General features: G+C 67.2%; 21 protein-coding genes and 1 pseudogene. 9 read left to right on the top strand and 13 right to left on the bottom strand.

The features are described 5' to 3' along the window. Positions 1-13 precede the first annotated feature (13 nt). The 3 genes from ppc to NA10_RS10580 all read right to left on the bottom strand — a co-directional run bounded on the left by ppc (position 14) and on the right by NA10_RS10580 (position 6,800). Positions 14-2,776: a phosphoenolpyruvate carboxylase gene (gene ppc / locus NA10_RS10590; protein WP_067566728.1), complete on the bottom strand. Its 2,763-nt coding sequence runs from the start codon at positions 2,774-2,776 to the stop codon at positions 14-16. Positions 2,777-2,860: 84 nt separating this feature from the next. Then, complete coding sequence (locus NA10_RS10585) at positions 2,861-5,569, bottom strand: bifunctional acetate--CoA ligase family protein/GNAT family N-acetyltransferase (protein WP_084514496.1); 2,709 nt, start codon at positions 5,567-5,569, stop codon at positions 2,861-2,863. After that, on the bottom strand, positions 5,562-6,800 hold the full coding sequence (locus NA10_RS10580) for an acetoin utilization protein AcuC (protein ID WP_067566726.1): 1,239 nt from the start codon (positions 6,798-6,800) through the stop codon (positions 5,562-5,564). The genes NA10_RS10585 and NA10_RS10580 overlap by 8 nt, the downstream gene beginning before the upstream one ends. Positions 6,801-7,013: 213 nt before the next feature. Here NA10_RS10580 and NA10_RS10575 point away from each other — a divergent pair, with 213 nt between their 5' ends. Beyond that, positions 7,014-7,700 (top strand): iron-dependent transcriptional repressor DtxR, encoded by a 687-nt coding sequence (locus NA10_RS10575; RefSeq protein ID WP_067566725.1) that lies wholly within the window; start codon positions 7,014-7,016, stop codon positions 7,698-7,700. A 3-nt stretch (positions 7,701-7,703) separates the two neighbouring features. Next, complete coding sequence (gene galE / locus NA10_RS10570; RefSeq protein WP_067566722.1) at positions 7,704-8,687, top strand: UDP-glucose 4-epimerase GalE; 984 nt, start codon at positions 7,704-7,706, stop codon at positions 8,685-8,687. Positions 8,688-8,709: 22 nt separating this feature from the next. Here the strand turns inward: galE and NA10_RS10565 are convergent, their stop codons facing one another. After that, the gene (locus tag NA10_RS10565) at positions 8,710-9,858 is read right to left on the bottom strand and encodes a DUF4192 domain-containing protein (protein WP_157556359.1); all 1,149 of its coding nucleotides are present in this window, start codon (positions 9,856-9,858) and stop codon (positions 8,710-8,712) included. Between the two features lie 267 nt (positions 9,859-10,125). Next, entirely contained in the window at positions 10,126-10,530 is a 405-nt protein-coding gene (locus NA10_RS10560) for a VOC family protein (RefSeq protein ID WP_067566721.1), read from the bottom strand. A gap of 93 nt (positions 10,531-10,623) precedes the next feature. Between NA10_RS10560 and NA10_RS10555 the strand changes: the two genes are divergently transcribed. Both NA10_RS10555 and NA10_RS36630 read left to right on the top strand, forming a co-directional pair. Continuing rightward, a complete protein-coding gene (locus NA10_RS10555) occupies positions 10,624-11,565 on the top strand; it encodes a helix-turn-helix transcriptional regulator (RefSeq protein ID WP_067566715.1) in 942 nt (313 codons plus the stop codon). Between the two features lie 127 nt (positions 11,566-11,692). Then, complete coding sequence (locus NA10_RS36630; protein ID WP_067566713.1) at positions 11,693-12,208, top strand: hypothetical protein; 516 nt, start codon at positions 11,693-11,695, stop codon at positions 12,206-12,208. Between the two features lie 50 nt (positions 12,209-12,258). On the opposite strand, the gene NA10_RS10545 is transcribed toward NA10_RS36630, so the two are convergent. Then, positions 12,259-12,852, bottom strand: a complete 594-nt coding sequence (locus tag NA10_RS10545; RefSeq protein WP_245677131.1) for a DUF5642 family protein — start codon at positions 12,850-12,852, stop codon at positions 12,259-12,261. A 339-nt stretch (positions 12,853-13,191) separates the two neighbouring features. On the opposite strand from NA10_RS10545, the gene NA10_RS10540 reads away from it, so the two are divergent. Continuing rightward, entirely contained in the window at positions 13,192-14,142 is a 951-nt protein-coding gene (locus NA10_RS10540) for a PAC2 family protein (protein WP_067566711.1), read from the top strand. Between the two features lie 16 nt (positions 14,143-14,158). Here the strand turns inward: NA10_RS10540 and NA10_RS10535 are convergent, their stop codons facing one another. Beyond that, positions 14,159-14,683, bottom strand: coding sequence for a hypothetical protein (locus NA10_RS10535; protein ID WP_067566709.1), 525 nt, complete (start codon positions 14,681-14,683; stop codon positions 14,159-14,161). 107 nt (positions 14,684-14,790) lie between these two features. Between NA10_RS10535 and NA10_RS10530 the strand changes: the two genes are divergently transcribed. From NA10_RS10530 to speD, 3 genes are all read left to right on the top strand, one after another. After that, on the top strand, positions 14,791-17,301 hold the full coding sequence (locus NA10_RS10530; protein ID WP_067566842.1) for a DEAD/DEAH box helicase: 2,511 nt from the start codon (positions 14,791-14,793) through the stop codon (positions 17,299-17,301). A gap of 169 nt (positions 17,302-17,470) precedes the next feature. Beyond that, positions 17,471-18,586 carry a type III PLP-dependent enzyme gene (locus NA10_RS10525; protein ID WP_281180164.1) on the top strand — a complete coding sequence of 372 codons (1,116 nt, stop codon included), beginning with the start codon at positions 17,471-17,473 and terminating at the stop codon, positions 18,584-18,586. Positions 18,587-18,594: 8 nt separating this feature from the next. Further along, the gene (gene speD / locus NA10_RS10520) at positions 18,595-19,812 is read left to right on the top strand and encodes an adenosylmethionine decarboxylase (protein ID WP_067566706.1); all 1,218 of its coding nucleotides are present in this window, start codon (positions 18,595-18,597) and stop codon (positions 19,810-19,812) included. Between the two features lie 86 nt (positions 19,813-19,898). Here the strand turns inward: speD and NA10_RS10515 are convergent, their stop codons facing one another. From NA10_RS10515 to NA10_RS39475, 3 genes and pseudogenes are all read right to left on the bottom strand, one after another. Next, positions 19,899-21,209: a class I SAM-dependent methyltransferase gene (locus tag NA10_RS10515; protein WP_084514494.1), complete on the bottom strand. Its 1,311-nt coding sequence runs from the start codon at positions 21,207-21,209 to the stop codon at positions 19,899-19,901. A 60-nt stretch (positions 21,210-21,269) separates the two neighbouring features. Continuing rightward, complete coding sequence (locus tag NA10_RS37505; protein ID WP_169812563.1) at positions 21,270-21,437, bottom strand: hypothetical protein; 168 nt, start codon at positions 21,435-21,437, stop codon at positions 21,270-21,272. Positions 21,438-21,466: 29 nt separating this feature from the next. Continuing rightward, a pseudogene (locus tag NA10_RS39475) lies at positions 21,467-21,556 on the bottom strand (sterol desaturase family protein); the annotation flags it as partial. Between the two features lie 251 nt (positions 21,557-21,807). Between NA10_RS39475 and NA10_RS10510 the strand changes: the two are divergent. Further along, positions 21,808-22,791, top strand: coding sequence for an aldo/keto reductase (locus tag NA10_RS10510; RefSeq protein WP_067566838.1), 984 nt, complete (start codon positions 21,808-21,810; stop codon positions 22,789-22,791). A gap of 352 nt (positions 22,792-23,143) precedes the next feature. On the opposite strand, the gene NA10_RS10505 is transcribed toward NA10_RS10510, so the two are convergent. The 3 genes from NA10_RS10505 to NA10_RS10495 all read right to left on the bottom strand — a co-directional run bounded on the left by NA10_RS10505 (position 23,144) and on the right by NA10_RS10495 (position 24,735). Further along, entirely contained in the window at positions 23,144-23,839 is a 696-nt protein-coding gene (locus tag NA10_RS10505; RefSeq protein ID WP_067566704.1) for an LmeA family phospholipid-binding protein, read from the bottom strand. Between the two features lie 81 nt (positions 23,840-23,920). Then, on the bottom strand, positions 23,921-24,274 hold the full coding sequence (locus tag NA10_RS10500; RefSeq protein ID WP_067566702.1) for a methyltransferase domain-containing protein: 354 nt from the start codon (positions 24,272-24,274) through the stop codon (positions 23,921-23,923). 143 nt (positions 24,275-24,417) lie between these two features. After that, positions 24,418-24,735, bottom strand: coding sequence for a hypothetical protein (locus NA10_RS10495; RefSeq protein ID WP_067566701.1), 318 nt, complete (start codon positions 24,733-24,735; stop codon positions 24,418-24,420). Between the last annotated feature and the right edge of the window lie 79 nt (positions 24,736-24,814).

The raw sequence follows: 24,814 nt of genomic DNA, 5'->3' as shown, positions 1-24,814 counted from the left end.
CCTACGCTTCCATCTAGCCGGAGTTGCGCAGGGCCGTGGCCAGGCCGTTCATGGTGAGCAGGATGCCGCGCTCGACCAACTCCGAATCATCACCCGCACGACGCCGGCGCAGCAGCTCGACCTGCAACTGGTTGATCGGCTCCAGGTACGGGAAGCGATTGTGAATCGACTCCGCCAAGGCCGGGTTGTCCGAAAGCAGTTCATCGGTCCCGGTGATGGCCGCGTGCATGCGCGCGGTGCGGCCGAACTCATCGCAGATCATGCCGAAGACGGTGGCGCGCAAGGCTTCATCGGGCACCAACTCGGCATAGGTGGCGGCGATATCCATATCCGCCTTGGCCATCACCTGGGCGAGATTGGAGAGCACCGTCCGGAAGAACGGCCAGCGCCGATACAGCTCCGACAGCTGCGCCAAGCGCGCGGGATCGTCGCCGATCCACTCCTCGATGGCCGAACCGGTCCCGTACCAGCCCGGCAGCATGACCCGGGATTGGCTCCAGGACATCACCCACGGAATCGCACGCAGGTCGTACACCGAATTGGTCGGCTTGCGCGAGGCCGGGCGACTGCCCAGATTGAGATCGGCGACCTCCGCCACCGGTGTGGAGGCGCGGAAATACTCCACGAAGCCCGGGGTTTCATGCACGAGGCGCGAATAGGCTTGGCGCGCAAGCTCGGCCAGTTCGTCCAGGACCGCGTAGGCGGGTTCGGCATCCTCGCCCAAACCCTCCACATCCAGCAGCGTGGATTCGAGCGTGCCCGCGACCAGTGCCTCGAGATTGCGGTAGGCGGTGCCCGCCTCCGCGTACTTGGTGGAGATGACCTCACCCTGTTCAGTCAGCCGCAGCGATCCGCGCACCGCCCCGGCGGGCTGGGCCAGGATGGCGTCATAACTGCGACCGCCACCGCGACCGACCGTGCCGCCGCGACCGTGGAAGAGCCGCATCCGGATTCCGGTCTTGCGCGCGGTATCCACCAGATCCAACTCCGCGCGATACAGCGCCCAATTCGCGGCGAGATATCCGCCGTCCTTATTGGAGTCGGAATAGCCGAGCATGATCTCCTGCCGCATGCCGCGCGCCCGCACCAGCCCCTTGTACGCGGGCACTTCCAGTGCGGCGGCAAGGATTTCGGCACCGCCGCGCAGATCGTCGATGGTTTCGAAGAGCGGCACCACGCCGACCGAACTCGACGGCGGCGTCCGCTCATCACCCGGATCGAGAATGCCCGCCTCTTTGAGCAGCAGCGCCGCCTCGAGCATATCGCTGACCGAGGTGCACATGCTGATGATGTAGTTGGGCACGGTGTCCGGGCCCAGATCATCGAGCGCGGTCTTGGCCGCCCGCACCACCGCGAGCTCCTTGGCGGCGAGCTCACTGAGCTGGGCGCTCGGCCCGACAAGCGGCCTGCGCGTGGTCAATTCGGCCGCCAGCAGCTCCACCCGCCGTGCCTCGTCGAGCGAGGCGTAATCGGGATGCACGCCCGCCCAGGAGAACAGCTCGGCCACCACCTGCTCGTGGGTCTCGGAGTTCTGCCGCAGATCCAGGCCCTGCAAATGGAATCCGAAGGTCTCCACCGCACCGCGCAGCGCGGCGAGCTGATCATCGGCGAGCAGACCGTCCCCGGAGGCGCGCATGGAGGCGTCGAGCACATCGAGATCGGCGAGCAATGCCTCGGGACCGGCATACGGCTCGGCCACCACATCGATTCCGTCCGAAGGGATTTCGCCGAGCGCCCGGCGCGCGGAGGCACTGAGCCGGGCGCGGATCGCGCGCACCGCCCGCCGATAGGGCTCATCGGCGCGCTGGGGGGAATCATCGAATCCGGCATCGGCGAGCGCGGCCAACTCCGGTGTCACCGGTACCAGGCGGGCCGACTGCGAGAGCGACTTCTCCAGCTCCACCAGGCTTTTCAGATACCGTTCGAAGGCGACGGCGCCCGCGCGATGGGTGGCGCGGTGCACCACCTCGGCGGTGACATTCGGGTTGCCGTCCCGGTCGCCGCCGATCCACGAGCCCGGCCGCAGCATCGGCCGTGACAGCAGTTCATGTCCGGGCCAGCGCGCTCGCAGCGCGGCCCGCACCTCCTCGTTGATCTTGGGAATGACCTCGAACAGCGTGAGGTCGTAGTACCGCAGCCCGACCTCGATCTCATCCTGAATCCGCAGGCGCGCCAGGCGGATCAGCGCCGCCCGCCACAGTTGCAGCACCTGCCGCCGGATATCGGTGTCGATGGCGGCGTACTCGGGTTCGTGCTCACCGTAGCGCTGGCGCGTACGCATGAGTTCGGTGATCCGGGACTGCACATCGAAGATGGTGCGCCGGCGCGTCTCGGTGGGATGCGCGGTGATCACCGGTGAGACCAGCGCCTCGCCGAGCAGGTCGGCGACCAGATCCGCATCGGGCCGGGCCGCGTCGAGTTTGCGGTAGGTGGCCGCCAGACTGGAGTCCTGGGGCGGCTCCCCCGCCGCGATATGCACCGCGCGCCGCCGATCACGCTGTAGATCCTCGGCCAGATTGGCCAGCAGCAGGAAGTGGCTGAAGGCGCGGATCACCGGTATCGCGGTGCCGATATCGAGATCGCGCAGCATATCGGCGACCGCGCCGCGGTCCACCTCCTCGCGCCGGATCTTGAAGGCCTCCACCCGGACCCGCTCGATGAGGTCGAAGACCTCCGGCCCCTCATGATCGCGAATCGTGTCCCCGAGGATGCCGCCCAGGAATCGGATGTCATCGCGCAGTGGCGCGGTCGCCGTCTCGATCTGGTTCTCCCGCATACGATCACCTCTCCATGCCGACGATTCTTGATCTATCTCAACCCATCTCGGCCGATGCGCCGCTGTGAGTCATCCCATAGCGGTTCAGGCCATACGCCGCGGCCCGATATCGAAGCGGTTCGGCTCGGGCCCGACGCGCACCCGGCCGTACAGCACCGCCGCGCCCTCGGGCGCGGCCATGATCGGTTCGCACTGCAATTCACGCACCTCGGGCAGGTCATCGCAGAGCGCCGAAACGCGCTGCGCCAGTTCGGCGAGAGCGGCCCGGTCCACCGGTTTGCCGATATCGCGGCCGCGGACGGTGCCCGAGAGCAGTGGTGCGGCCCGGGGCGCGTCGATGAGCTCGGCCGATTCGTCCTCGGTCAGCGGCAGCGCGCGGTACACCCGATCGCCGAGCAGATCGATGATCGTGCCCGAGAGCCCGAAACTGATCACCGAACCGAAGGACGGATCGTCCTGCACCCGGAAGCCGCAGCCGACGCCCTTGGTCGCCATGCGCTGAATGTGCACGGGATTGCCGGAGATCTCGGCCAGATCGGTGAAGCCGCGCCGGACCGCGTCCGGACGCCACAGGTCCAGGCGCACACCGGTGAGGTCGGGGCGATTGCGCCAGATCTCCCCGGTCGCCTTGGCGGCGACGGGATAGCCGAGTTCCTCGGCGGCGGCCACAGCGGCATCGGCATCGCGCACCTCGCGGAATTCGACGACGCCGATGCCGTAGCAGCCCAGCAGTTCTGCGGCTTCGAGGTCCGAGAGCCAGTGATCGGTCCCCGAGGCCATCCACTCGGCGACGAGTTCACGAGCGCGGGCGGTCGCACAGCCCTCCGGGCGCACCACCGGGGAGATCGGGCGGGTGCGCCAATCCGCGTAGCGCCGCACCCGCGCCAGCGCCCGAGCCGCCCGCTCCGGATCGCCGTAGGAGGGCAGTGAGCCGCGCTCGAGCATGCCGCCCGGACCGCGGGTGGCGAGCAGATTCGGCATGCCCTGATCGGCGACGAAGGTGGTGAGAACCGGTGTCTCCGGATCGGATTGCGCACCGGAGCGAATGGCCTCGGCGAAGGCCGCGACCGCGTTGGGCACCGGCGGGGAGTAGATGACTATGACCGCGTCCACCGTGCGATCGGTGACCGCGGCCGCGACGGCGGTCAGATAGTCGGCGGGCCCGGCCTGCGGCCCGAGGTGGATCGGCTCCCCCACGGTGAGCCCTTCACTGCGCCCCGCGTCCACCGCGAGCCAGTTCAGCGCCGCGCTGTTGCCGAGCACCGCCAGGCGCGGCCCGGCGGGCAGCGGTTGATAGGCCAGCAGCATGGCGCAGTCGAAAAGCTCTGTGATGGAGTCGACCTGGATGATGCCCGCCTGCGCGAACAGGTTGCGCACCAGCGACCGGTCCAGATCCGGTTCACCGTCCACGCGCACCACATTGCGGCCACTGCTCACGGCCACAATGGGTTTGGTGCGCGCCACCCGGCGCGCGATCCGGGAGAACTTGCGCGGATTGCCGAAGGTCTCCAGGTACAGCAGCACCACATCGGTGCCGGGATCGGTATCCCAGTACTGCAACAGGTCATTGCCCGAGACGTCGGCGCGATTGCCGGCGGAGACGAAAGTGGACAGCCCGAGCTGGCGCGCGGCCGCCTCACCGAGAATGGCCGCGCCCAAAGGTCCCGACTGGCAGAAGAATCCGATACGACCGCGCCCGGGTAGCACCGAGGCGAGCGTGGAGTTCAGCGAGATGGCGGGATCGGTATTGGCGATACCCAGCGCGCTGGGACCCACCACCCGCATACCGTGCGCGCGCACCGCGTCGACGAGTTCGCGCTCGGCGGCGTACCCGTGCGGCCCGGTCTCGGAGAATCCGGCGGTGAGCACCACCAGGCCCTTGACGCCCTTGGCCATGCAGTCATCGAGCACCGAACCGATTTCGGCTGCGGGAACGGCGATTACGGCGAGGTCGACCTCATCGGGAATATCGCGCACGGTCGGATACGCGCGCACCCCGCGCACGGCGGTGCGATGGCGATTGACGGGAAACACCGGGCCCTGGAAGCCTCCGGAGAGCAGATTCGCCAGCACCGCGCCGCCGACCCGGGTCGCCAGCGGGGTCGCGCCGATCACCGCCACCGAGCGCGGGCTCAGCAGATTCCCGACACTGCGCGCCTCGGAGGCGCGCTCGCGCGAATCCCGCACCGAGAGCAGGGCTTCGGTGGGGTCGATGGCGAATTCCAGATGCAGCACCGAGCCGTCGCGGCTGCGCTGCACCTGATATCCGGCATCGCGGAAGACCGTCACCATGGCGTTGTTCTCCGCCAGCACCTCGGCCACGAAGGTTTCGATGGCGTTCTCGGCCGCCGCGCCCGCGAGGTGTTCGAGCAGAATCGATCCCAGCCCGCGCCCCTGATGGTGGTCGGCGACCACGAACGCCACCTCGGCCGAGCGCGCCCCGGTCCGATCCGCCAGATACTCGTATCGCCCGACCGCGATGATGTCGTCGCCGAGTTCGATCACCAGCCCGACCCGATCGTGGTAGTCCACGTGGGTGGTGCGGTACAGATCCTTCGGGGTCATGCGCGGGTACGGGCCGAAGTACCGCAGATACCGGGTGCGATCGGACAGGCCGGTGTGGAATCGCTCCAGGCTCCGCGCGTCGTCGGGGGTGATCGGGCGCAGCCGGACCACACCACCGTCGGCGGCCAGCACATCGGCGAACCAGTGTTCGGGCGGCGGCGGTGGAATCGCGGGCGTGCCCGGGGTGGCCGCGGGCAGCAGCGGTGCCGGATCGGCGGGGTCAGTCACGGGGATCCTCCGGATCCAGGCCGAGCAGGCCGAAAGTCGCTCGGCGGGTTGCCAATATCGAGGTGTCCAGGGCCCGGCGGGCGCGGTCGGCGCGCTCGTCACCGGTTTCGCGGCCGCCGCCCGGGCCTTCCCAGCGGTCGAAGTCGGTGGCCGCGCCATCGCCCATGGTGCCGGGTGCGGCGACGGTGGGCGCGTACGCGCCCACCAGGTCCTTCCACTGCTGCGGAATCTCGGTGTCGGGGTCGATATCCCGATCCAGGGCCGCGGCCAGCAGATGCGTCCAGGCGCGCGGCACCACCCGCACCAGCCCGTAGCCCCCACCGCCGACCGCGAGCCAGCGGCCCTCGGCGTATTGATCGGCGAGATCGCGCATGGCGAGGAAGGCCGCGCGCTGACCGTCCACGCTCAGCTCCAGATCGGCCAGCGGATCCTCGCGATGGGTGTCGACCCCGCACTGGCTGACCACGATCTGCGGGCGGAAGGCCGCCAGCGCACCGGGGGCCACCGCGTGGAAACCACGCAGCCACAATTGATCCCGGGTGCCGGGCATGATCGGCAGATTGATGGCCGTGCCCTCGGCTTCGCCCGCGCCGGTCTCCTCCGGCCAGCCGGTATTGGGCCACAGCGTCGCCGGATGCTGATGGATCGACAGGGTCAGCACGCGCGGATCGCCATAGAACACGCGCTGCACGCCATCTCCGTGGTGCACGTCCACATCGAGGTAGGCGATCCGATCGAAGCCGTTCTCCAGCAGCCACGAGATGGCCACCGCCGCATCGTTGTACACGCAGAACCCGGCCGCCGAATCCGGCATGGCGTGATGCATACCGCCGCCGATGCTCACCGCGCGCCGGGTGCGCCCGGCCGCGATCTCCCGGGCCGCGGCCAGAGTTCCGCCGACGATCACCGACGCGGCCTCGTGCATATGCGAGAACACCGGATTGTCCGCCGACCCGAGCCCGAAGGGCGGGGCGACCGGCACGGTGCCCGCCGGTTGCCGAGCGTGCTTGACGGCCTCTATGTAGTCGTGGGTGTGCACCCGCAGCAGTTCGGACTCCCCCGCCATGGCCGGGGTCAAGGTCTCGACCCCGTCCAGCAGCCCGAGATTCTCGGCCAGTGCCATGGTGAATTGCAGTCGGACCGGCCGCATCGGGTGTTCGGGTGTCCACGTGTAGTCCAGGAACCTATCGCTCCAGACAACGGTTCCATCTCCACGCGCGCGGTCGGGCATACCTGCCACGCTAATGCGTCGCCGCACTTCGTAAGCTGTTGACACCGCGGACGCCGTCCCGCCGTCACTGCGGGCAGGCGGGCCTGTCACCCGGGAAACCCATGGGGAACACGCAGGCCGTCCTGGGTGTTGACTCGGCGTTCGCGAAATATGCTGTCGCCCGGTGTAGCCGCCGCGCATGGGTAGAATTCGTGCCGACGAAGGGGTTAACAGGTGAAGGATCTGGTCGACACCACGGAGATGTACCTCCGTACCATCTACGACCTCGAGGAGGAGGGCGTTACGCCCCTGCGCGCTCGCATTGCCGAGCGTCTCGAACAGAGCGGGCCCACGGTGAGCCAGACGGTGGCCCGGATGGAGCGCGACGGTTTGCTGACCGTTGCCGGTGACCGCCACCTCGAATTGACCGACAAGGGCCGGTCCATGGCCGTCTCGGTCATGCGCAAGCATCGGCTCGCCGAGCGGCTGCTGGTCGACATCATCGGGCTGGACTGGGAGAACGTGCACGCCGAGGCCTGCCGCTGGGAGCATGTGATGAGCGAGGAGGTGGAGCGCCGCCTGGTGGAGGTGCTGAACAATCCCACCACCTCGCCGTACGGCAATCCCATTCCGGGCCTGGACGAACTCGGCGTCACCCCGAGCGTCGGCGGCGAGGAGAAGTTGATCCGGCTCTCGGATCTGCCCTCGGGTCACTCGGCCGCGGTGGTGGTGCGCCGCCTCTCGGAGCACATTCAGACCGACCCCGAGGTCATCGGCCAGTTGCGTGAGGCCGGTGTCGTACCGGACGCGCGCGTGAATGTGGAGACCAAGCCCGGTTCGGTGATCATTCTGGTGCCGGGTCACGAAGGCTATGAATTGTCCGACGAGATGGCGCACGCCGTCCAGGTGAAGTTGGTCTGAGACTTGAAACTGCTGGTTACCGGGGGCGCGGGTTACGTCGGCGGCGGCGTCGCACAGGTTCTGCTCGAAGAGGGCCACGAGGTGGTGGTCGTCGATGATCTGTCCACCGGCAATGCCGACGGCGTGCCCGCCGGGGCGAAGTTCGTCGAGGGCGATATCGCCACCGCCGGTGTAAACCTCATCGCGGCCGAATCCTTCGACGGCGTGCTGCATTTCGCGGCGCAGTCGCTGGTCGGGGAGTCGGTGCTGCAACCGGAGAAGTACTGGCACGGCAATGTGGTCAAGACCTTGGCGCTGCTCGAGGCCATGCGGGACGCGGGCACCCCGCGCCTGGTCTTCTCCTCCACCGCGGCGGTGTACGGCGAACCGCAGCGGGTGCCGATCGTCGAGGACGCGCCCAAGGCGCCGACCAATCCGTATGGCGCGTCGAAGCTTTCGATCGATTACGCCATTACCTCGTACGCCGCGGCGCACGGGCTCGCGGCGACCAGCCTGCGGTACTTCAATGTGGCCGGGGCCTACGCCGGGCTCGGTGAGAACCGGGTGGTGGAAACGCATCTGATCCCCCTGGTGTTGCAGACGGCGCTGGGCCATCGGGATTCGATCTCGGTCTTCGGCACCGACTATCCGACGCCGGACGGCAGTGCGGTGCGCGACTACATCCACATTCGCGATCTGGCGCAGGCGCATCTGCTGGCGCTGACCCAGTCGCAGCCGGGTGCGCATCGCATCTTCAACCTGGGTAGCGGCACCGGTTTCTCGGTGCGCGAGGTCATTTCGGCCTGCCGCAGGGTGACCGGCCTGCCCATCACCTCGGTGGACGCGCCGCGCCGCGCCGGTGATCCGGCGGTGCTCATCGCCTCCAGCGAGAAGGCGATGGCCGAACTGGGCTGGCGGCCCGAACACACCGATCTGGACGAGATCGTCACCGACGCCTGGGATTTCCTGCGCGCGCTCGGCGATCGCGCGCACAGCGCACGCAAGTAGGTCCTTGCCGCCGCCGCGGATGTCACGGGTGCTCCGATCGCAGATGGATCCCGAGATCCGCGGCGGCTTCGCGTCCGGCCTCGGCCAAACGGTGCAGGCGCTCCGGGCGCATACCGGTTTGCAGGCCGAGTTCGAGCAGGTTGGCCATGCGATGGGAGTCATCCGAGGCCAATGCGGCGTCCAGGGCGACCCCGGCCAACGGTCCGTCACCGCGGGTATAGGCGGCATAGCCCAGCAGCATGGCGGCCTCGGCGCGATCGGGATCGGGCAGGGCACGGGTCAATTCGAGCCACAGGGTTTCGGCCGCCTCGGCGTGCGCGCCCGGGGAGAGGCCGAAGAGGATATCGCGCACCGTCTGATCACGCAGTGCCACAGCCACTTCCGCCAACTCGGCGACGGTGGGCAGGCGCCCGGCCTCGATATTCGCGATCTGCCGCAGGATGCTCCGCAGCGCGGCGCGGCTGTAGAAGGTCGGTTCACCGCGGCGCAGGGCGTGCGCGAGCCGGTCGGCGGCGGCTTCGGTCGCCGCCGTCAGGAGTTCGGGCATCTTGTCTCGCACAAGGGAATTCACCGCCACCGCGGCGGTCAGTTCATCGCGTGAGGCGCGCATCGGGCGGCCCTCGAGCACATGTTTGAGCGTCACCAGGGAGGTCGCCGGATCGGGTTGGCTGCCCGATCGCACCGGTCCGAGCAGACTCCACCACGGCTGATCGACGCCGATCGCCGAGACCGCCCAGGCGCCGGCGAGCGGAACCGCGTCGGCATCGAGCCGATGTTCGAGCGCGCCGATGAGATCGCGATGCTTGCGCGATCGCACGCCGCGATGCCGATCGACGGGTGCGGTGGCCCGATCATCGACAATCAGCGCCAGCACCGCGGTCGCGTCCCCGCGCCCGCAGACTCCCGCGACCCGGTCCACCAACTCCCCGGTGGCGGCCCGGCCCGGATTGTCCAGATCCATACGCGCCACCACATCGATGGCGGCCCGCCCGGAGGCGTCCGGATCCGCGCGTAAGACGGTGATCACCAGCGATCTGGCGGGTACGAAGCCGAGCATGGCCGGTATCGCGGCGATGAGATCACCGGGATCGGACAGGTGTGGATCGGGCTCGGACCGATCGGCGGCGGTGGGCGGGGGTTCGGGTGGGCCGGGTTCGGCGGGCGTTGTCATGCGGACGAGAGTGTGCGCGAGCACCGTCACGACTCCGACAACAATCGCCGGATTCACCCCGGCTGTGGAATTCGGTTCGCGCCGTGCACCATTCGGCGTGGCGTGAGCAGCCGACGAGAGGATCTGTCGGTGCCCGCTGCTACTTTGCCCACTCGGCGGTCACAACGTGAAACATATTCGTTTCATTTTGCCTGATTCTCCACCCCCGCGCTGTTACAGTCCGCCTCGGCACGCCCCTCACGTGCCGGAAGGAGTGATCCGTGCGAGCTATCCGGCGCGCTGCGCGAGGATTTCCAGATAGTGCGGGTTGGACATGATGCCCAGCACATTTGCGAACGGGTCGACCACCGCGGCGGTGACGAACCCGGTACCCGCACCGCGCTCGGTGACGGGCTCGAACTCCTTGGCGCCCATACTCAGCAGTCGTTCGAAGGTGGCGGGCAGATCATCGACGTGCCAGTACACCACCTGGCCGCCGGGCCGATCCGGATGACTCGGCGCGAACGAGCGATTGATCAGGCCCAACTCGGCCTGGTGGTCGCCGACGCGGAATTCGTAGTACCCGCCCGGGACCGTGAAATACGGTGCGGTGCCGAGGAATTCGCTGTACCAGTCCTTGGCGGCCGCCAGGTCGTCGGCGTAATAGGTCACGGTGGCCATTCCACGCAGCATGTCGATCTCCTTGGTGGTTCCGATGTCGATAGGAACAAATCATCGGCGGCAAAGTGCTCACCGAATGAGCACTTTTACCGGCACACTTTTCGCATGCGAGCCGATCGATTGGTAGCCACCCTGTTGTTCATGCAGACCCGCGGCCGGGTGACCGCGGCCGAGGTCGCGGCCGAACTGGAGGTGTCGGTGGCGACCGCGCGCCGCGATCTCGAGGCCCTGTCCACCGCCGGGATTCCGGTGTACCCGCAGGCCGGACGCGGTGGCGGCTGGACCCTGGTGGGTGGTGCGCGCACCGATCTGAGCGGTCTGACCGCCCCGGAGGCGCAGTCGCTGTTCCTGCTGCTGGGTCCGATGGCGACCGCGACTCCGGCGACCCGCTCCACGGTGCGCAAGCTGTTGCACGCGCTCCCCCGGTCCTTTCGCACCGATGCGGAGGCCGCGGCCGGGGCGATGATCGTCGATCCGGCGCGCTGGGGAGAACGCGATCAACCGGCCCCGGACGCCGTGCGGGAATTGCAGCGCGCGGTGGTACGCCGCCGCCGGGTGCGATTCGACTACGGCCGCGGCGATTCCCGCACGCGCCGGACGGTCGACCCGTGGGGCCTGACCGACAAGGACGCCGTTTGGTACCTGATCGCCGGAACCGAACGCGGGCAGCGGACTTTCCGGGTCGATCGCATGACCGATATCGAGATCAGCGACGAATCGGCGCATCGCCCGGCCGATTTCGACCTCGATACCGCCTGGTCGGAGGTGGTCGAGGAGGTGGAGCGGCATCGCTCGACGCTGTCGGCCACGGTGCTCGTCCCGGACCATCTGCTGGCCGTGCTGCGCCATCAGCAGGGCAGGCACTGTGTGGTGGAGGGTCCGATGCCGGACGGCCGCACCAGGGTTCGCATCACCGCCCCGAGTCCGCTCATGATCGCCCAGCAACTGGCGGGCTGGGGTGCCGCGCTCGAGGTCACCGAACCCGATTCGGTGCGCGCCGAATTGGCCCGCCTGGGCACCGAACTCGTGGCGCGCCATGGCACCTGACCGCACTGCTGCGCAGTCATACGAAAACCGAATCATGTTGCAGCACTTCCGATTTCGCAGAATCGGAGGGCACGGCGCTGTTACAGTCCGCCCGGCACCCCACTCCGGTGCCGGAAGGAATTACACAATGAAGAGAACACTTCTCGAGGTGAGCACCGCCGCCGCCTTCACCGCCCTCGCCTGGCCCGCGCTGCTGGCCGGACCCGCCACCGCCGATATCACCGACATCAGCGTGACCGGCTTGATTCCGGGCAAAGCGTGCAGCGTGAAAGACGGCTGCACCATCATCGCCGGGGTCGACGGCAGCAATAAATTCGGCCAGGTCGAATTCCTGATCAATGGCGCGAGCATCGGAACCGTCACGCCCGTCGCCAATTCCGGCGTCGTGACCGCTTCGCTGGACTGGCACCCCACCGCGACGGGCAGTTACACCATCGGCGTGCGCCAGGGCCTGTCCATGTCCACCATCGTCTATCCGGTCGGCGCGCCGAACTCGCTGTGCGCCTTCCTGCCCAGTGGCTCGGCCAGCGGTTCGGGTGGCAGCGGTTCGGCGAGCGGTTCGTTCGGAAGCGGCTCGGCCGGAAGCGGTTCGGCGGGCAGCGGCTCCGCGGGTTCGGGTTCGGGCACCGGTTCGGCCTGCTGATTCGGCGCTGGAGCCGGGCAGGCAGGGGTCGGCTCCTCTCCGAAAGGCGTTCAGCCCTTGCGGACTTTGCTCACCGCGGTGGTGAAGAGGGTGTCGAGGGCCTCGGCATCGGGTTTGCCGCCGCTGAAAGACATATAGGTGACATTGATTCGCACATCACCGATCTGGCCGAGCAGGGTCTGCATGCTGCGGGTCAGACCGGCACCACCGGATTCCGATTGCACGGTGCGGCGCAACGCGAGGGTGTCGTCGGCGTCCAGCGGCGGTGGCGGATCCATATCGGTGGTGATGGTGGCGGTGGTGCCGCCGTGTCCGACGCGCACGGTTGCGCAGCGCTGCAATTGATCTCGCAGGGTGGCGAGTTTCTGATCGGTGCGCACCAGCGCCACGGTGAGGGTGGCGCGGGTGGTGTCATCGGTGCCGACCACGACCACCGGTCCGGCGGTGGGGGCCTGGGGTGCGCAGGTCGCGGGATCGATGCTCGCGCCGGGCAGGACGCCGTCGAGATCGCTCGCGGCCTGTCCCGCGGCGTCCACGGGCAGGGTCACCGCGGCGTAGCGGGAAGGGAATTGGGACGCGTCGGGCAGTAACCGGGCGAGTCCACTGTCGGTATGCACGGTGGTCACCGGACTTTGGGATGCCACGGGGTGACCGGATATCGTTGTGCTGCCGCATCCCGCGAGGATCATGCCCAGTAACGCGATCCCCACGGGGCGGATCGGCATTCGGGAGAACCTGCGAGTGGGCATGGGGCAGGGCTCGCAAGCCACCTGCCGACCCGACGAATCCGGCACGGTCACTCGTCCACTATGCCGAATATCTGCTGTTCACACCGAATGCCACGCCGCGTGGCGAGCTCGCGGGAATGCGTGTCCGGGTCTGCCGCGTTGCAGCCGGGGTGCGGGCGATGCACGACCTGTCGGCGCATGAGGGACAATTGGGTCACGGGTCGCGCAGGTGGGCCACGCAGGAAGGAGTACGCGATGGACTACGAGTCGCGAATGTACGAGCTGGAGTTTCCGGCTCCGCAGCTGTCCTCGGCCGACGGTGCCGGTCCCGTGCTGGTGCACGGGCTGGAGGGTTTCACCGATGCCGGGCACGCTGTGAAGCTGGCCACCACACATCTGCGCGAAAGCCTGGAGAGCGAACTGGTCGCCTCGTTCGATATGGACGAGTTGCTGGACTATCGCTCCCGCCGCCCGCTCATGATGTTCAAGACCGATCACTTCTCGGAGTACTCCGAGCCCGAGCTGAATCTGTGGGCCGTCAAGGACACCGCGGGCACGCCATTCCTGCTGCTGTCCGGACTGGAACCGGATCTGCGCTGGGAGAAGTTCGTCACCGCGGTGCGGCTGCTGGCCGAACAGCTGGGTGTGCGCCGCACCATCGGTTTGAGCGCGATTCCCATGGCGATTCCGCACACCCGCCCGCTGGGTGTGACCGCGCACGCCAGCGACAGCGACCTGATCGGCGATCATCAGCGCTGGCCGGGCGAGTTGCAGGTGCCCGGTAGCGCGTCCTCGCTGCTCGAGTACCGAATGGCACAGCACGGTCATGAGTCGGTCGGCTTCTCGGTGCATGTGCCGCACTATCTGACCCAGACCGCGTACCCCGAGGCCGCGCAGACGCTGCTGGAGAATGTGGCCGAGAACGCGGGCCTGGCACTGCCGCTGGCCGCGCTGAGCGAATCGGCCGCGCGGGTGCGCGAGCAGGTCAACGAGCACATCTCGGGTAACTCCGAGGTCGAGAATGTCGTGCAGGCGCTGGAACGCCAGTACGACAGCTTCGTCACCGCGCAGGAGCGTCAGTCCAGCCTGCTCGCGCCCGATGCCGATCTGCCCACGGGCGATGAGCTGGGCGCGGAGTTCGAGAAGTTCCTCGCCGAGCAGTCCGGTTTCACCGAGGGCGAGGACGGCGGCGAGCACGGTCGCTGACCGCACGGCGGCCGCCTCACGCGGTGGCGATGAGCGGATCCGCGGGCAGTTCACGCCCGGACAGCAGCGCTCGGCGGCGCGGTAGTCTCCAGCCCGAGTCGTGTATCGAGCTGACGCCCGCCACCCGGGCCATGGCGAACAGCGACATCAGCTCGTGCGCGCGCAGCAGGTCGACGTCGAGGACTTGCCGCAGCGGTTTTCTCTCTTCGGCCGCGTTCGGCGCACCGCCGGCGAGTTCTCGCCACGCATGGAAGGTGCGCCCGATCTGTTCGGCCACCTCCGCGATTCCGGCGCGGCGACCGTCCCACTCCCGGGGCAGTTCGCCGCCGGATCTGCTCAGTCCGGCGGCCATTCGCTCATCGGGATCTCTGCCCATCCGCACCAGCGCGCAGAGGATCCCGAAGACGAAGGTCGTGTGATACACGTTGTAGGACAGGCGAGATCCGTCGTGCACCGCCCTGTCGAACATCGGTGACGGCACATACCCGAGCACCGCGAACTGGGTGCCCAGCCCGTGACGCGGTACCGCTGCCGTGGCCATGTCGCGTGCACCCGCATCGGATCGGCGAGATCTGTGCGGCGCGGTCGCGGGACGGCGCGACGGCCGCCGTGGCCGAGCCGGGCAGATCGCCCAGTAACGTAGTCGAGGTGCAGCTATCCGAACTCGTCCCCGACCAAGCCGTGCCCGATGTGGACCCGGACTGGCTGTACGAAACCTTCACGGACTGGACGACCGCGGAGGGGCTGACGCTGTATTCGGCGCAGGAAGAGGCGCTGCTCGAGCTGTTCACCGGGTCGAATGTCATTCTGGCCACGCCCACCGGATCGGGTAAGTCGCTGGTCGCCATCGGCGCGCACTACGCGGCGTTGAATCGCGGACAGCGCAGCTATTACACCGCGCCGATCAAGGCCCTGGTCAGTGAGAAGTTCTTCGCGCTGTGCGAGGTGTTCGGGGCGGATCGGGTCGGCATGGTGACCGGTGACGCGGCGGTGAATCCGGATGCGCCGATCATCTGCGCGACCGCGGAGATTCTGGCGAATCTGGCGCTGCGCGAGGGGACGGCCGCCGATGTGGGCCAGGTCATCATGGACGAGTTCCACTACTACGCCGATCCCGATCGCGGGTGGGCGTGGCAGGTGCCGCTGATCGAATTGCCCGGGGTGCAGTTCCTGCTCATGTCGGCCACGCTCGGTGAGGTCGACTTCTTCGCCGAGGATCTCGAGCGACGCAGCGGGAATGACACGGCCATCGTCTCGGGCGCGGAACGTCCTGTGCCGCTGAGCTTCTCGTACGTGCGCACGCCGATCACCGAAACCCTCGAGGACCTGGTCACCACCAGTCTCGCGCCGGTGTACGTCGTGCACTTCACCCAGGCCGCGGCCATCGAGCGGGCGCAGGCGCTGATGAGCGTGAACTTCGCCTCCAAGGCCGAGAAGGACGCGATCGCCGACGCGCTGGGCGAATTCCGGTTCGCGACCGGGTTCGGCAAGACGCTCTCGCGGTTCATCCGGCACGGGATCGGCGTGCATCACGCGGGCATGCTGCCCAAGTATCGGCGACTGGTGGAGAAGCTGGCTCAGGACGGACTGCTCAAAGTCGTCTGCGGCACGGACACTCTCGGTGTCGGCATCAATGTGCCGATTCGCACGGTGCTGCTGACCGGACTCACCAAATACGACGGGGTACGCACGCGCAGGCTCAATGCCCGTGAGTTCCACCAGATTTCGGGTCGGGCGGGGCGCGCCGGATTCGATACCCTGGGCACGGTCGTGGTGCAGGCGCCCGAGCACGAGGTGGAGAATGCCCGGCTGATCGCGCGCGCCGGTGATGATCCCAAGAAGCTCAAGAAGGTGCAGAAGCGTAAGCCCCCGGAGGGTTTCGTCTCCTGGTCCGAGGAGACCTTCGATCGCCTGGTCGCGGCCGCCCCCGAACCCATGGTGTCGCGCTTCAATGTCACCAACTCGATGTTGCTGAATGTCATTGCGCGCAAGGGCAATTGCTTCGAGGCCATGCGGCATCTGCTGGAGGACAATCACGAACCGCGGCCGGCGCAGCGTCGGCATATCCTCAAGGCGATCAAGCTGTATCGCGCGCTGCGGGACGCGGGGGTGGTGCAGCAGCTCGACGAGCCGGATCAGTACGGCCGCCATGCCCGGCTCATGGTGGATCTCCAGCGCGATTTCGCCCTGGATCAGCCGCTGTCGCCGTTCGCGCTGGCCGCGTTCGAACTGCTGGACAAGGAGTCGCCGACCTACACCCTCGATGTCATCTCGCTCATCGAGTCCACGCTGGAGAATCCGCGCCAGCTGCTCATGGCCCAGCAGCACAAGGCGCGCGGGGTGGCGGTCGCGGAGATGAAGGCCGACGGGATCGAGTACGAGGAGCGCATGGAACTCCTCGAGGAGATCACCTGGCCCAAACCCCTTGCCGAAGAACTGATTCTCCCGGCATTCGAGACGTACAAGGCCGGGCATCCGTGGGTGTCCGAGTTCGAGCCCGCGCCCAAATCGGTGGTGCGGGAAATGGTCGAGCGCTCCATGACCTTCGCCGAACTGATCTCGCAGTACGAGCTGGCGCGGTCGGAGGGCGTGGTGCTGCGGTACCTCGCCGACGCCTATCGCGCGCTGCGCCGCACGGTGCCCGAGCAGGCGCGCACCGAGGAGCTGGACGACATCACCGAATGGCTGGGCGAGCTGATCCGTCAGGTCGATTCGAGCCTGCTGGACGAATGGGAGCAGCTCACCAATCCGGGCGCGGAGACCGATACCGAACAGGTGGCCTTCGGTGCGGAATCCGTACGTCCGATCTCCGCCAACGAACGCTCGTTCCGGGTTTTGGTCCGCAATGCCCTGTTTCGCCGGGTCGAGCTGGCGGCGCTACAGCGCTGGCAGGCGCTCGACGAGTACGAGGACGAACTGGACTGGGAGGGCGAACTCGTGCCCTATTTCGCCGAGTACGACGAAATCCGCACCGGGCCCAACGCGCGCGGCCCGAAGCTGTTCCAGGTGGAGCCGCGGGGCGAGTTCTGGCATGTGCGCCAGGTGCTGGACGATCCGGCCGGGGACCACGGCTGGAGTATCAATGCGGTCGTTGACCTGGCCGAATCCGATGCCGCGGGTGAGGTCGTCTTCGATGAGATGACCATCGCCGCGGGCTGAGACGGTCACACTCTCGTAAGGTCGCGGGGCCGTCTTAGGACGCTCCCGCGGCGTTAAGGTGACGTAGTCGTTGATCGCCAGTTCGTTTTCCGACGCCTACCGCTGCTATTCTCGCTGGCTGTTGCCCGAGGCCACTTCCACGGCCCGAACAGTGGGGAGTTCCCTTAGATTGACCGTTTCAAACTCTCGCGAGTCGCCCTGTCTCGTCGTCGACCTGAACCTGGTGCGTGACAACTACCGCGCCCTGCAGTCCGCGCTACCCACCGCACGAATTCGCTTCGCCGTCAAGGCGAGTCCCCTACCGGAGATCATCCGGCTACTCGATTCCGAAGGCGCCGAGTTCGACGTCGCCAGTGTCGGCGAGATCGAACTCTGCCTCGCACAGGGGGTTGATCCGGCCGTCCTGTGCTACGGCAATCCGATCAAGAAGGCTGCCCATATCGCCGCTGCGTTCGCCGCGGGTGTGCGCCGCTTCGCCTTCGATACCGAGGACGATCTCGAACGGATCGCCGAGCACGCGCCCGGCTCGGAGGTCGAGTGCCGATTCCTCGCCTCGGCGCCGCAGTCGCAGACCCCGTTCGGCACCAAGTTCGGTTGCGCCCCGGGGGAAGCCGCGCAGTTGCTGGTGCGCGCGCACGATCTGGGGCTGCGGGTCGGCGGGCCGTACTTCCATGTCGGTTCGCAGCAGCTGGATCCGATCGCCTGGCAGATCGGCATCGAACAGGCCGGTGCTATCGCGGAAGCGTTGGCGGCCAAGGACATTCCCGTAGCGGCAGTGAATATCGGTGGGGGACTGCCGATTTCGTACGCCGATGCGGCTCCCGGCGTGGCCGAGCTGGGCGCGGTGATCACCGCGGCCGCCGCCCGCCATCTCCCGGAACACACCGATCTGATCGTGGAACCCGGCCGCGCCCTGGTGGGTAACACCGGAGTGATCCACGCGGAGGTGGTGAATGTTCGCCAGGCGCCGGACGGGCGGCGCTGGATATACCTCGATATCGGCCGCTACAACGGTATGGCCGAAACCGAGAACGAGTACATCGCCTACCGTTTCCAGACCGATCGCGACGGCGACCCGGTGGATGAGGCGGTCGTCGCTGGTCCGACCTGCGATGGCGACGATGTACTGTATCAGCGCACGCGGGTTCTTCTCCCGACCACGTTGCGAGCCGGTGATTCAGTTCGAATCCTCGAGACCGGTGCCTATACGGCGAGCTATTCGTCGGTGTCCTTCAACGGTTTTCCGCCTTTGACTGTTCAAGTCACTGGCGCTGAGCGAGAGTGAGTTTAGCCATGACGGCAGAATTCACCGGCTGGCACGTGCTGGCCGAGTTCGGTGGTGTCGATGCGGCCCTCTGCAACGACCTCGAACGACTCGAAGCCGCACTTCGAAAATCGTTGGTCGCCGCGGGGGTGACCATCTGTGATGTCGTGCGCAAGCAGTTCGAGCCGCAGGGTGTCACCGTCCTGGCGCTGCTGGCCGAGTCGCACGCCTCCATCCACACCTACCCGGAGTCCGGCGATATCTTCGTCGACGTCTTCACCTGCGGCAGCATCGGCGCCGGCGCCACCAAGGCGGTCGAGCTGCTGCAGCAGGAGCTTTCGCCGGGGACCGTCAATATGGAGGTCATCCAGCGGGGGCACACCTCGCGCCGAATCCACGAACCGGTCGGCGATGGCCTGACCCGGGTGTGGAACATGTCCGAGGTCGTGGTGGACACCAACACCCCGTTCCAGCACATGGTGATCGCCAAGACCGAGCAGGGTCTGTCGCTGTTCTCCGACGACGATCGGCAGTCCACCGAGTTCTCCCAGCTCACCTACCACGAGGCCATGCTGGTCCCGGGGTACGCGCTGGCCGAGAAGCTGGACAAGGTGCTGATCATCGGTTCCGGTGAGGGCGTGGCCTCGCAGATGTCGGCCGCGGCGGGCGCGTCGCTGGTGGATCACGTGGACATCGATCAGCTCGAGGTGGAGCTGTGCGCCAAGCACCTCCCCTACGGCTACTCCGAGGCGGATCTGGCCGAGGCGGTCGCGCAGACCGGCCCGATCAAGATGCATTACGCCGACGGCTGGGACTTCCTGGCCAAGGCCGAGGCCGAGGGCGTGCGCTACGACATGATCTGTATCGACCTGCCGGATGAGCGGGTCGAGGACGCGCAGCACAATCGCCTGTACGAGGACGATTTCCTGAACCGCTGCAAGGCGATTCTGTCCGAGGGCGGCGTGCTGGCAGCCCAGGCCGGCTGTCAGACCATGTGGCGCAACGAAACCCTCAAGCGTTCGTGGACCCGCTTCCACAACCTGTTCGAGACGGTCGTCCCGTACGTCAGCGACGAGCACGAGTGGACCTTCATCTTCGGCACCCCGAAGGCCATCGAGGATCCGGTCGCCAAGATGACCGCCACCCTGTCGACACTGCCCTACAAGGCGCAGACCATCGACGAGCGCGCGATCGTCCGCGGCGCGATCGAACCCCACGCCCTGCGCGTGGGCGCGACGGTCGGCTAGCCCGAACCAGTAGCACAAGCACTGTGCCCGTACGGATTCCGTACGGGCACAGTGCTTTTCAGCCGCCTATCGGGAGCGTGAGCAGCTCAGCCCCAGGCGCGGCGGGTGGCGGGCATACCGGTCGCGCCGGAGGGGGTGGGGACGACCGCGAGGACCTGGTGCAGGCCGAGGCCGCCGTCTTCGAACCCCAGGGCCGAGGCCGCCATGTAGAGCCGCCAGATGCGGGCCCGGCCCTCGCTGGAGAGTGAAACCGCTTGCTGCCAAGCGCTTTCCAGGTTGGCGACCCAGTTTCGGAGGGTCAGGGCGTAGTGTTCGCGCAGGGATTCGACATCGCGGACCTCGAATCCGGCGCGCTGCATGGCGAGGATGGTTTCGCCGACGTCCATGAGTTCACCGTCTGGGAAGACATAGCGGCCGACGAAGGAGCGGGGGCTCATGACCGAACCGCCCGGGGAGGAGATGGCGTGGTTGAGCAGGCGGCCCTCGGGGCGCAGAAGGGTGCGCAGGGTCTCGAAATAGGCTGCGGCGCGCTTGGTTCCGACGTGTTCGAACATACCGATCGAGGAGATGGCGTCGAAGTGTTCGCCGCCGAGGTCGCGGTAGTCCTGGAGGCGGATCTCGATGCGGTCGGACAATCCGGCCTCGGCTACGCGTGTGCGGGCCAGGTCGGCTTGGGCGCGACTGATGGTGACGCCGACGACCTGGGCGTCGTAGCTGGCGGCGGCGTGCATTGCCATTGCGCCCCAACCGCATCCGACATCGAGCAGGCGCATGCCGGGGCGGGTGTCCAGGCCGAGTTTGCGGCAGATCAGGTCGTGTTTGGCGCGCTGGGCGTCTTCGAGCGTGACGGTCGGATCCGCGGGGGTGTGGCCGTCGTCGTCCGGTCCGACGAAGCGGGCGCAGGAGTAGGTCATGCTGGGGCCGAGGACGAGTCGGTAGAAGTCGTTGCCGACGTCGTAGTGGTGGCTGATGGCGGCGGCGTCGCGGCGTTTGGTGTGCAGTCCGGCGCGCACGGGTTTGGCTTCCTCGGCCGGTGGTTCCGGTCGGCGGCCGATCGCGCCCAATCGTCGCGCCGCGCCCAGGGCCTGCCAGGCGCCGTCGAGGCCGAGCCGGGCGTCGCGGGGTGCGGTGGATTGCAGGGCGCGCAGCAGGACGAAGATATCGCCCTCGAGATCGACCTCACCCGAGACCAGGGCCCGGCCGAGGCCGAGTTCGCCCGGGGCCCAGATCAAATAGCGCAGTGCGTTCTTGGATCGCACCCGCATGACGCCGGCGGGCTCGCCCGCCGGTTCGATGACACTGCCGTCCCAGAATTCGAATCGCACCGGCGATTCGCGCCCCACCGCGGCGTGCAGCAGGGGTAGGAACGCTTCCGCAACGGTTGCCTTGTCGCCCATCGCACCACTATGTCATTCGGGGCGCCGCGTCCCCGGGTGGACGCGCGATCTTGGTGCGGCTCATCGGAGCGGGGCGGGGCTGCCGACCGGCGGCCCGAAGAGGTATCCGGCGCGGTCCAGCCCCGTGGTCGCCGAGCGCACATCGCCTATGAGGGAACGGATTTCGTGCGTGTAGACCTCCAGCGAATTGTGCGTGCCGATCTGGTGGGTGAGACCGAATTCGACCACTCGCGTTCGGGGGCGTAGGTACCGAACAAGCGGTCCCAGATCATGAATACGCCGCCGAAGTTCTTATCCAGATACGGTTTGTTCGCGCCGTGGTGCACGCGATGGTGGGCTGATGTCATCGCAGGGATTGACACCGGTGCTCCGAACTCCGCGCATCAGGCACGCGGCGCAGCCGGACCAGCTCTACCAGTTTCCGTTGATCTTCACGCTGGCGGGCAGGGGCTTCAGCACAATCCGGCGGACCCCGCGGACAGGATCGCAAGCTCGGCGGGGTGTAGGCGGCGCTTGACTTGGATTGCTCTCCAGGTCATAGGTTCGGTTTGTGAGCGGGTTTCTGCCCGGGAACGACGTCGACTTGGAGGAGTTCGGGATGATCGCGACCAGGAAGCTCGGTGGGCTGACCGTGGGGGCCGAGGGGCTCGGGTGTATGGGGATGAGCCATGCGTATGGGGTTCGGGAGAGTGATGACGAGTCGATTGCGACTATTCATCGGGCGCTCGAACTGGGGGTGACCATGCTCGATACGGCGAATGTGTACGGGCCCGAGACCAATGAGCGGTTGGTGGGGCGGGCTATCGCGGATCGGCGGGATCGGGTGGTGCTGGCCACCAAGTTCGGGATTGTGTGGGGTGAGGGCGGGAGCATGGGGGCGCGGGGGGATGCGGCGTATGTGAAGCGGAGTTGTGATGAGTCGCTGGCTCGGCTGGGGGTGGATTACATCGATCTGTACTACCAGCATCGGGTGGATCCGACCGTGCCGGTCGAGGAGACCTGGGGTGCGCTGGCGGAGCTGGTGCAGGCCGGGAAGGTAAGGTACCTCGGGATTTCCGAGGCGTCGGCGGAGACCATCCGGCGGGCGCACGCGGTGCATCCGATCACCGCGCTGCAAAGCGAGTGGTCGCTGTGGACGCGCGGTATCGAGGACGAAATCCTGTCCACCGCACGCGAACTCGGTATCGGCATCGTGCCGTTCTCGCCACTGGGACGCGGATTGCTCACCGGCGCCATCACTTCCACGAAGGATATGCCCGCCGATGACATGCGCCGCCGGTTCCCGCGCTTCGCGGACGGCAATCTCGACAGCAATCTGGCGATTGTCGCCGCGATCGGCGAGCTGGCAAAGGAAAAGGGTGTCACCGCAGGGCAATTGGCGCTCGCCTGGGTGCTGCACCAGGGCGATGATGTGGTGCCGATTCCGGGTACCAAGCGGCGCACCTACCTGGAGCAGAATGTGGCGGCCGCCGACATCGAGCTCAGCGCCGAGGATCTGGCCCGGATCGAAGCCGCGACTCCCGCCGATGCCATTGCGGGCGAACGCTACCCGGAGGAACTGGGTCGCGCCGCCGGGAAGTAGCCCGGAACACCGATCCCTCCGACCCGGCTCGGTCACCGCGCGTGGCCGAGCCGTCGGTCACCTCGAATCTGTCGGCGCGTGTGGTTACAGTCGCTACGTCAAACGCTCCACGAGATCGCCGTGGAACTGTCGCCGGCCGGAAATCCTGCGCACGCCACCGTGACAGCGCGAGCGGATCACTGTCGCCGCGGGGCAAACGGTTCACGTCCCCTGCTACGGCGGCCACCACCCTCGAAGCCCTCGATCGCGCTCTCCCACGGCATCGCCGGTCCAGGTTCTCCGACTCTGGGCCACCACGCATCTGCGTGCAGTTGACGGCCGATCAGCTCTGATCCCCGTGCGCGAGCGAAGGTCACGGCAGGTCGGAGAAGCGCACGTTATGGGCAACCGCCGATACGTGCAGGCCATCGGCGCCCGGTTGGATCGCCGTCAACTGCGCACCCAGCGGGAGTCGTTCCAGCGGCACGGTGAACGCCAGGGTCGAACTCAGTAGAGCCAACGGGATCTCGGGCCCACCCGCGGCGGACTGGACCGACACCGGGGTGACCTCGATGCCGTCGGCGGTCGGTGCGACGGTGACCGTGACGGTCGCGGGCACCGGGATGCCCTGCACCGAGAACGTTCCGGTGACGCGCAATCCCTCCGGGCTGTACGAGATCGATTCGACTCCCTCGGGGGCGAAAGGCTTCACCGCGTCATACGGCACCACGGCCGTCGCGTTGGCCGTCGCCGCGACCAGGTTCGAGGTGCGGTTGTTGAGAATGTCCCCCAGCGGTGCGGAAACATCGGTCAGCTTCACATCAAGGTTGTGAACGGACAGATTCTTCTCCGTCCAGTCCCCGACCCGCACCTCGATATCGCGATAGGTGCCTTCGGCGGCCTGCGTCAGGAAGGGAATCCCCCCGATCGTCACACTCGGCCGGTTCGGCAGCCCGTAGTCCGTCGCGATCTTGCGCCCGATCTCATTCTGCGCCATCACGACCGTCACCCGGTCCCCGACAACCAGTGCGATCCCCAGCACGATGACCAATATCAACAATGCGCGCATGCGCTCACCCGCTCGAACATCCCTCCATCATGCTGTGCTTCGCGGCGGTGGGTGGTCAGCGACGGTCATGGACTCCCCGAATCACAGCCGCCGAACCCGCAGCACCCCGGTCAGCATCGGCAGCATGAACTCCCCCTCGGCGGTCTCCGGCCTGCTCGCCAGATACGCGCGAATCCGATCCAGCGTGCCCCGGCGCTCCCGCTCCGGCATGACCAGCACCCCGGCTCGGGTGGCGAGTGTGGCACGCAACTCCTCCGACATCGCCGAATCCGGCTCCACCGCAATAACCTCGGCCCCCACCTCCGCCAGAGTCCGAGTCAACTTCCCGGTCCCGGCCCCGAGATCTACCACCCGCACGCCCGGCGCGGGTGCCAGCGCCCACCGCACCGCCGGCACCGCGTAATCCGGCCGATGCTCGGCATATTCAGCCGCCACTTCCCCGAACGATGACGAATACCCCTGCCGCCCATGGTCTTCCATACCTCCTCGATACACGAGGAGGGGGCGGTGGCACCCCGCGGCGGCCACCGTCTCCGAATTGACCCCGGTTACCCCGGCTCGAACAACGCGGTAGTGCGCTACGCCTGGATAACTTCGATACCGACCATCGCATTCAACGAATCACAACTCGCCCAGGACTGATTCTGCCCGTACTGGATCGGCCCGTATTTCCAGTAGGTGAATGGAACCGGCCACGCAATGCACGTGAGCTTCACCTGATGCCAGGTGGGCAACTCACAATTGGACATGCCGCCGGTGTTGAAGATGTTGTACACGTGACAGTTGGCCTGCCACACCGGCACATCAGCCTGAGCAACGCCCCCACCAGCGAGAACAGTGCCCGCCGCAGCAGCTACAACAGCCGCGCCTACAGCAAGTCGCTTCACGGATCGCATTCCAACCTCCTGAATTGGTGTCGTGTGAAAACCATCGCCCACAAATCAGACTTGTTACTTTCGCCCACCCTCCACCCGA

The organism is Nocardia acidivorans NBRC 108247, assembly GCF_001625085.1.
In the GTDB taxonomy this organism is placed as follows: Bacteria; Actinomycetota; Actinomycetes; order Mycobacteriales; family Mycobacteriaceae; genus Nocardia; species Nocardia acidivorans.
This window is presented reverse-complemented; position numbering and strand designations above follow the sequence as displayed.

Bases quoted from the DNA above. Each gene is read 5' to 3' on its own strand.
- NA10_RS10555 (WP_067566715.1), top strand. From the start codon at position 10,624: ATGCGAGCCGATCGATTGGTAGCCACCCTGTTGTTCATGCAGACCCGC.
- NA10_RS10495 (WP_067566701.1), bottom strand. From the start codon at position 24,735: ATGCGATCCGTGAAGCGACTTGCTGTAGGCGCGGCTGTTGTAGCTGCT.
- NA10_RS10540 (WP_067566711.1), top strand. From the start codon at position 13,192: ATGGACTACGAGTCGCGAATGTACGAGCTGGAGTTTCCGGCTCCGCAG.
- NA10_RS10565 (WP_157556359.1), bottom strand. From the start codon at position 9,858: ATGACAACGCCCGCCGAACCCGGCCCACCCGAACCCCCGCCCACCGCC.
- NA10_RS10505 (WP_067566704.1), bottom strand. From the start codon at position 23,839: ATGCGCGCATTGTTGATATTGGTCATCGTGCTGGGGATCGCACTGGTT.
- NA10_RS36630 (WP_067566713.1), top strand. From the start codon at position 11,693: ATGAAGAGAACACTTCTCGAGGTGAGCACCGCCGCCGCCTTCACCGCC.
- speD (WP_067566706.1), top strand. From the start codon at position 18,595: ATGACGGCAGAATTCACCGGCTGGCACGTGCTGGCCGAGTTCGGTGGT.
- NA10_RS10580 (WP_067566726.1), bottom strand. From the start codon at position 6,800: ATGCCCGACCGCGCGCGTGGAGATGGAACCGTTGTCTGGAGCGATAGG.
- NA10_RS10560 (WP_067566721.1), bottom strand. From the start codon at position 10,530: ATGCTGCGTGGAATGGCCACCGTGACCTATTACGCCGACGACCTGGCG.
- ppc (WP_067566728.1), bottom strand. From the start codon at position 2,776: ATGCGGGAGAACCAGATCGAGACGGCGACCGCGCCACTGCGCGATGAC.
- NA10_RS10535 (WP_067566709.1), bottom strand. From the start codon at position 14,683: ATGGCCACGGCAGCGGTACCGCGTCACGGGCTGGGCACCCAGTTCGCG.
- NA10_RS10510 (WP_067566838.1), top strand. From the start codon at position 21,808: ATGATCGCGACCAGGAAGCTCGGTGGGCTGACCGTGGGGGCCGAGGGG.
- NA10_RS10515 (WP_084514494.1), bottom strand. From the start codon at position 21,209: ATGGGCGACAAGGCAACCGTTGCGGAAGCGTTCCTACCCCTGCTGCAC.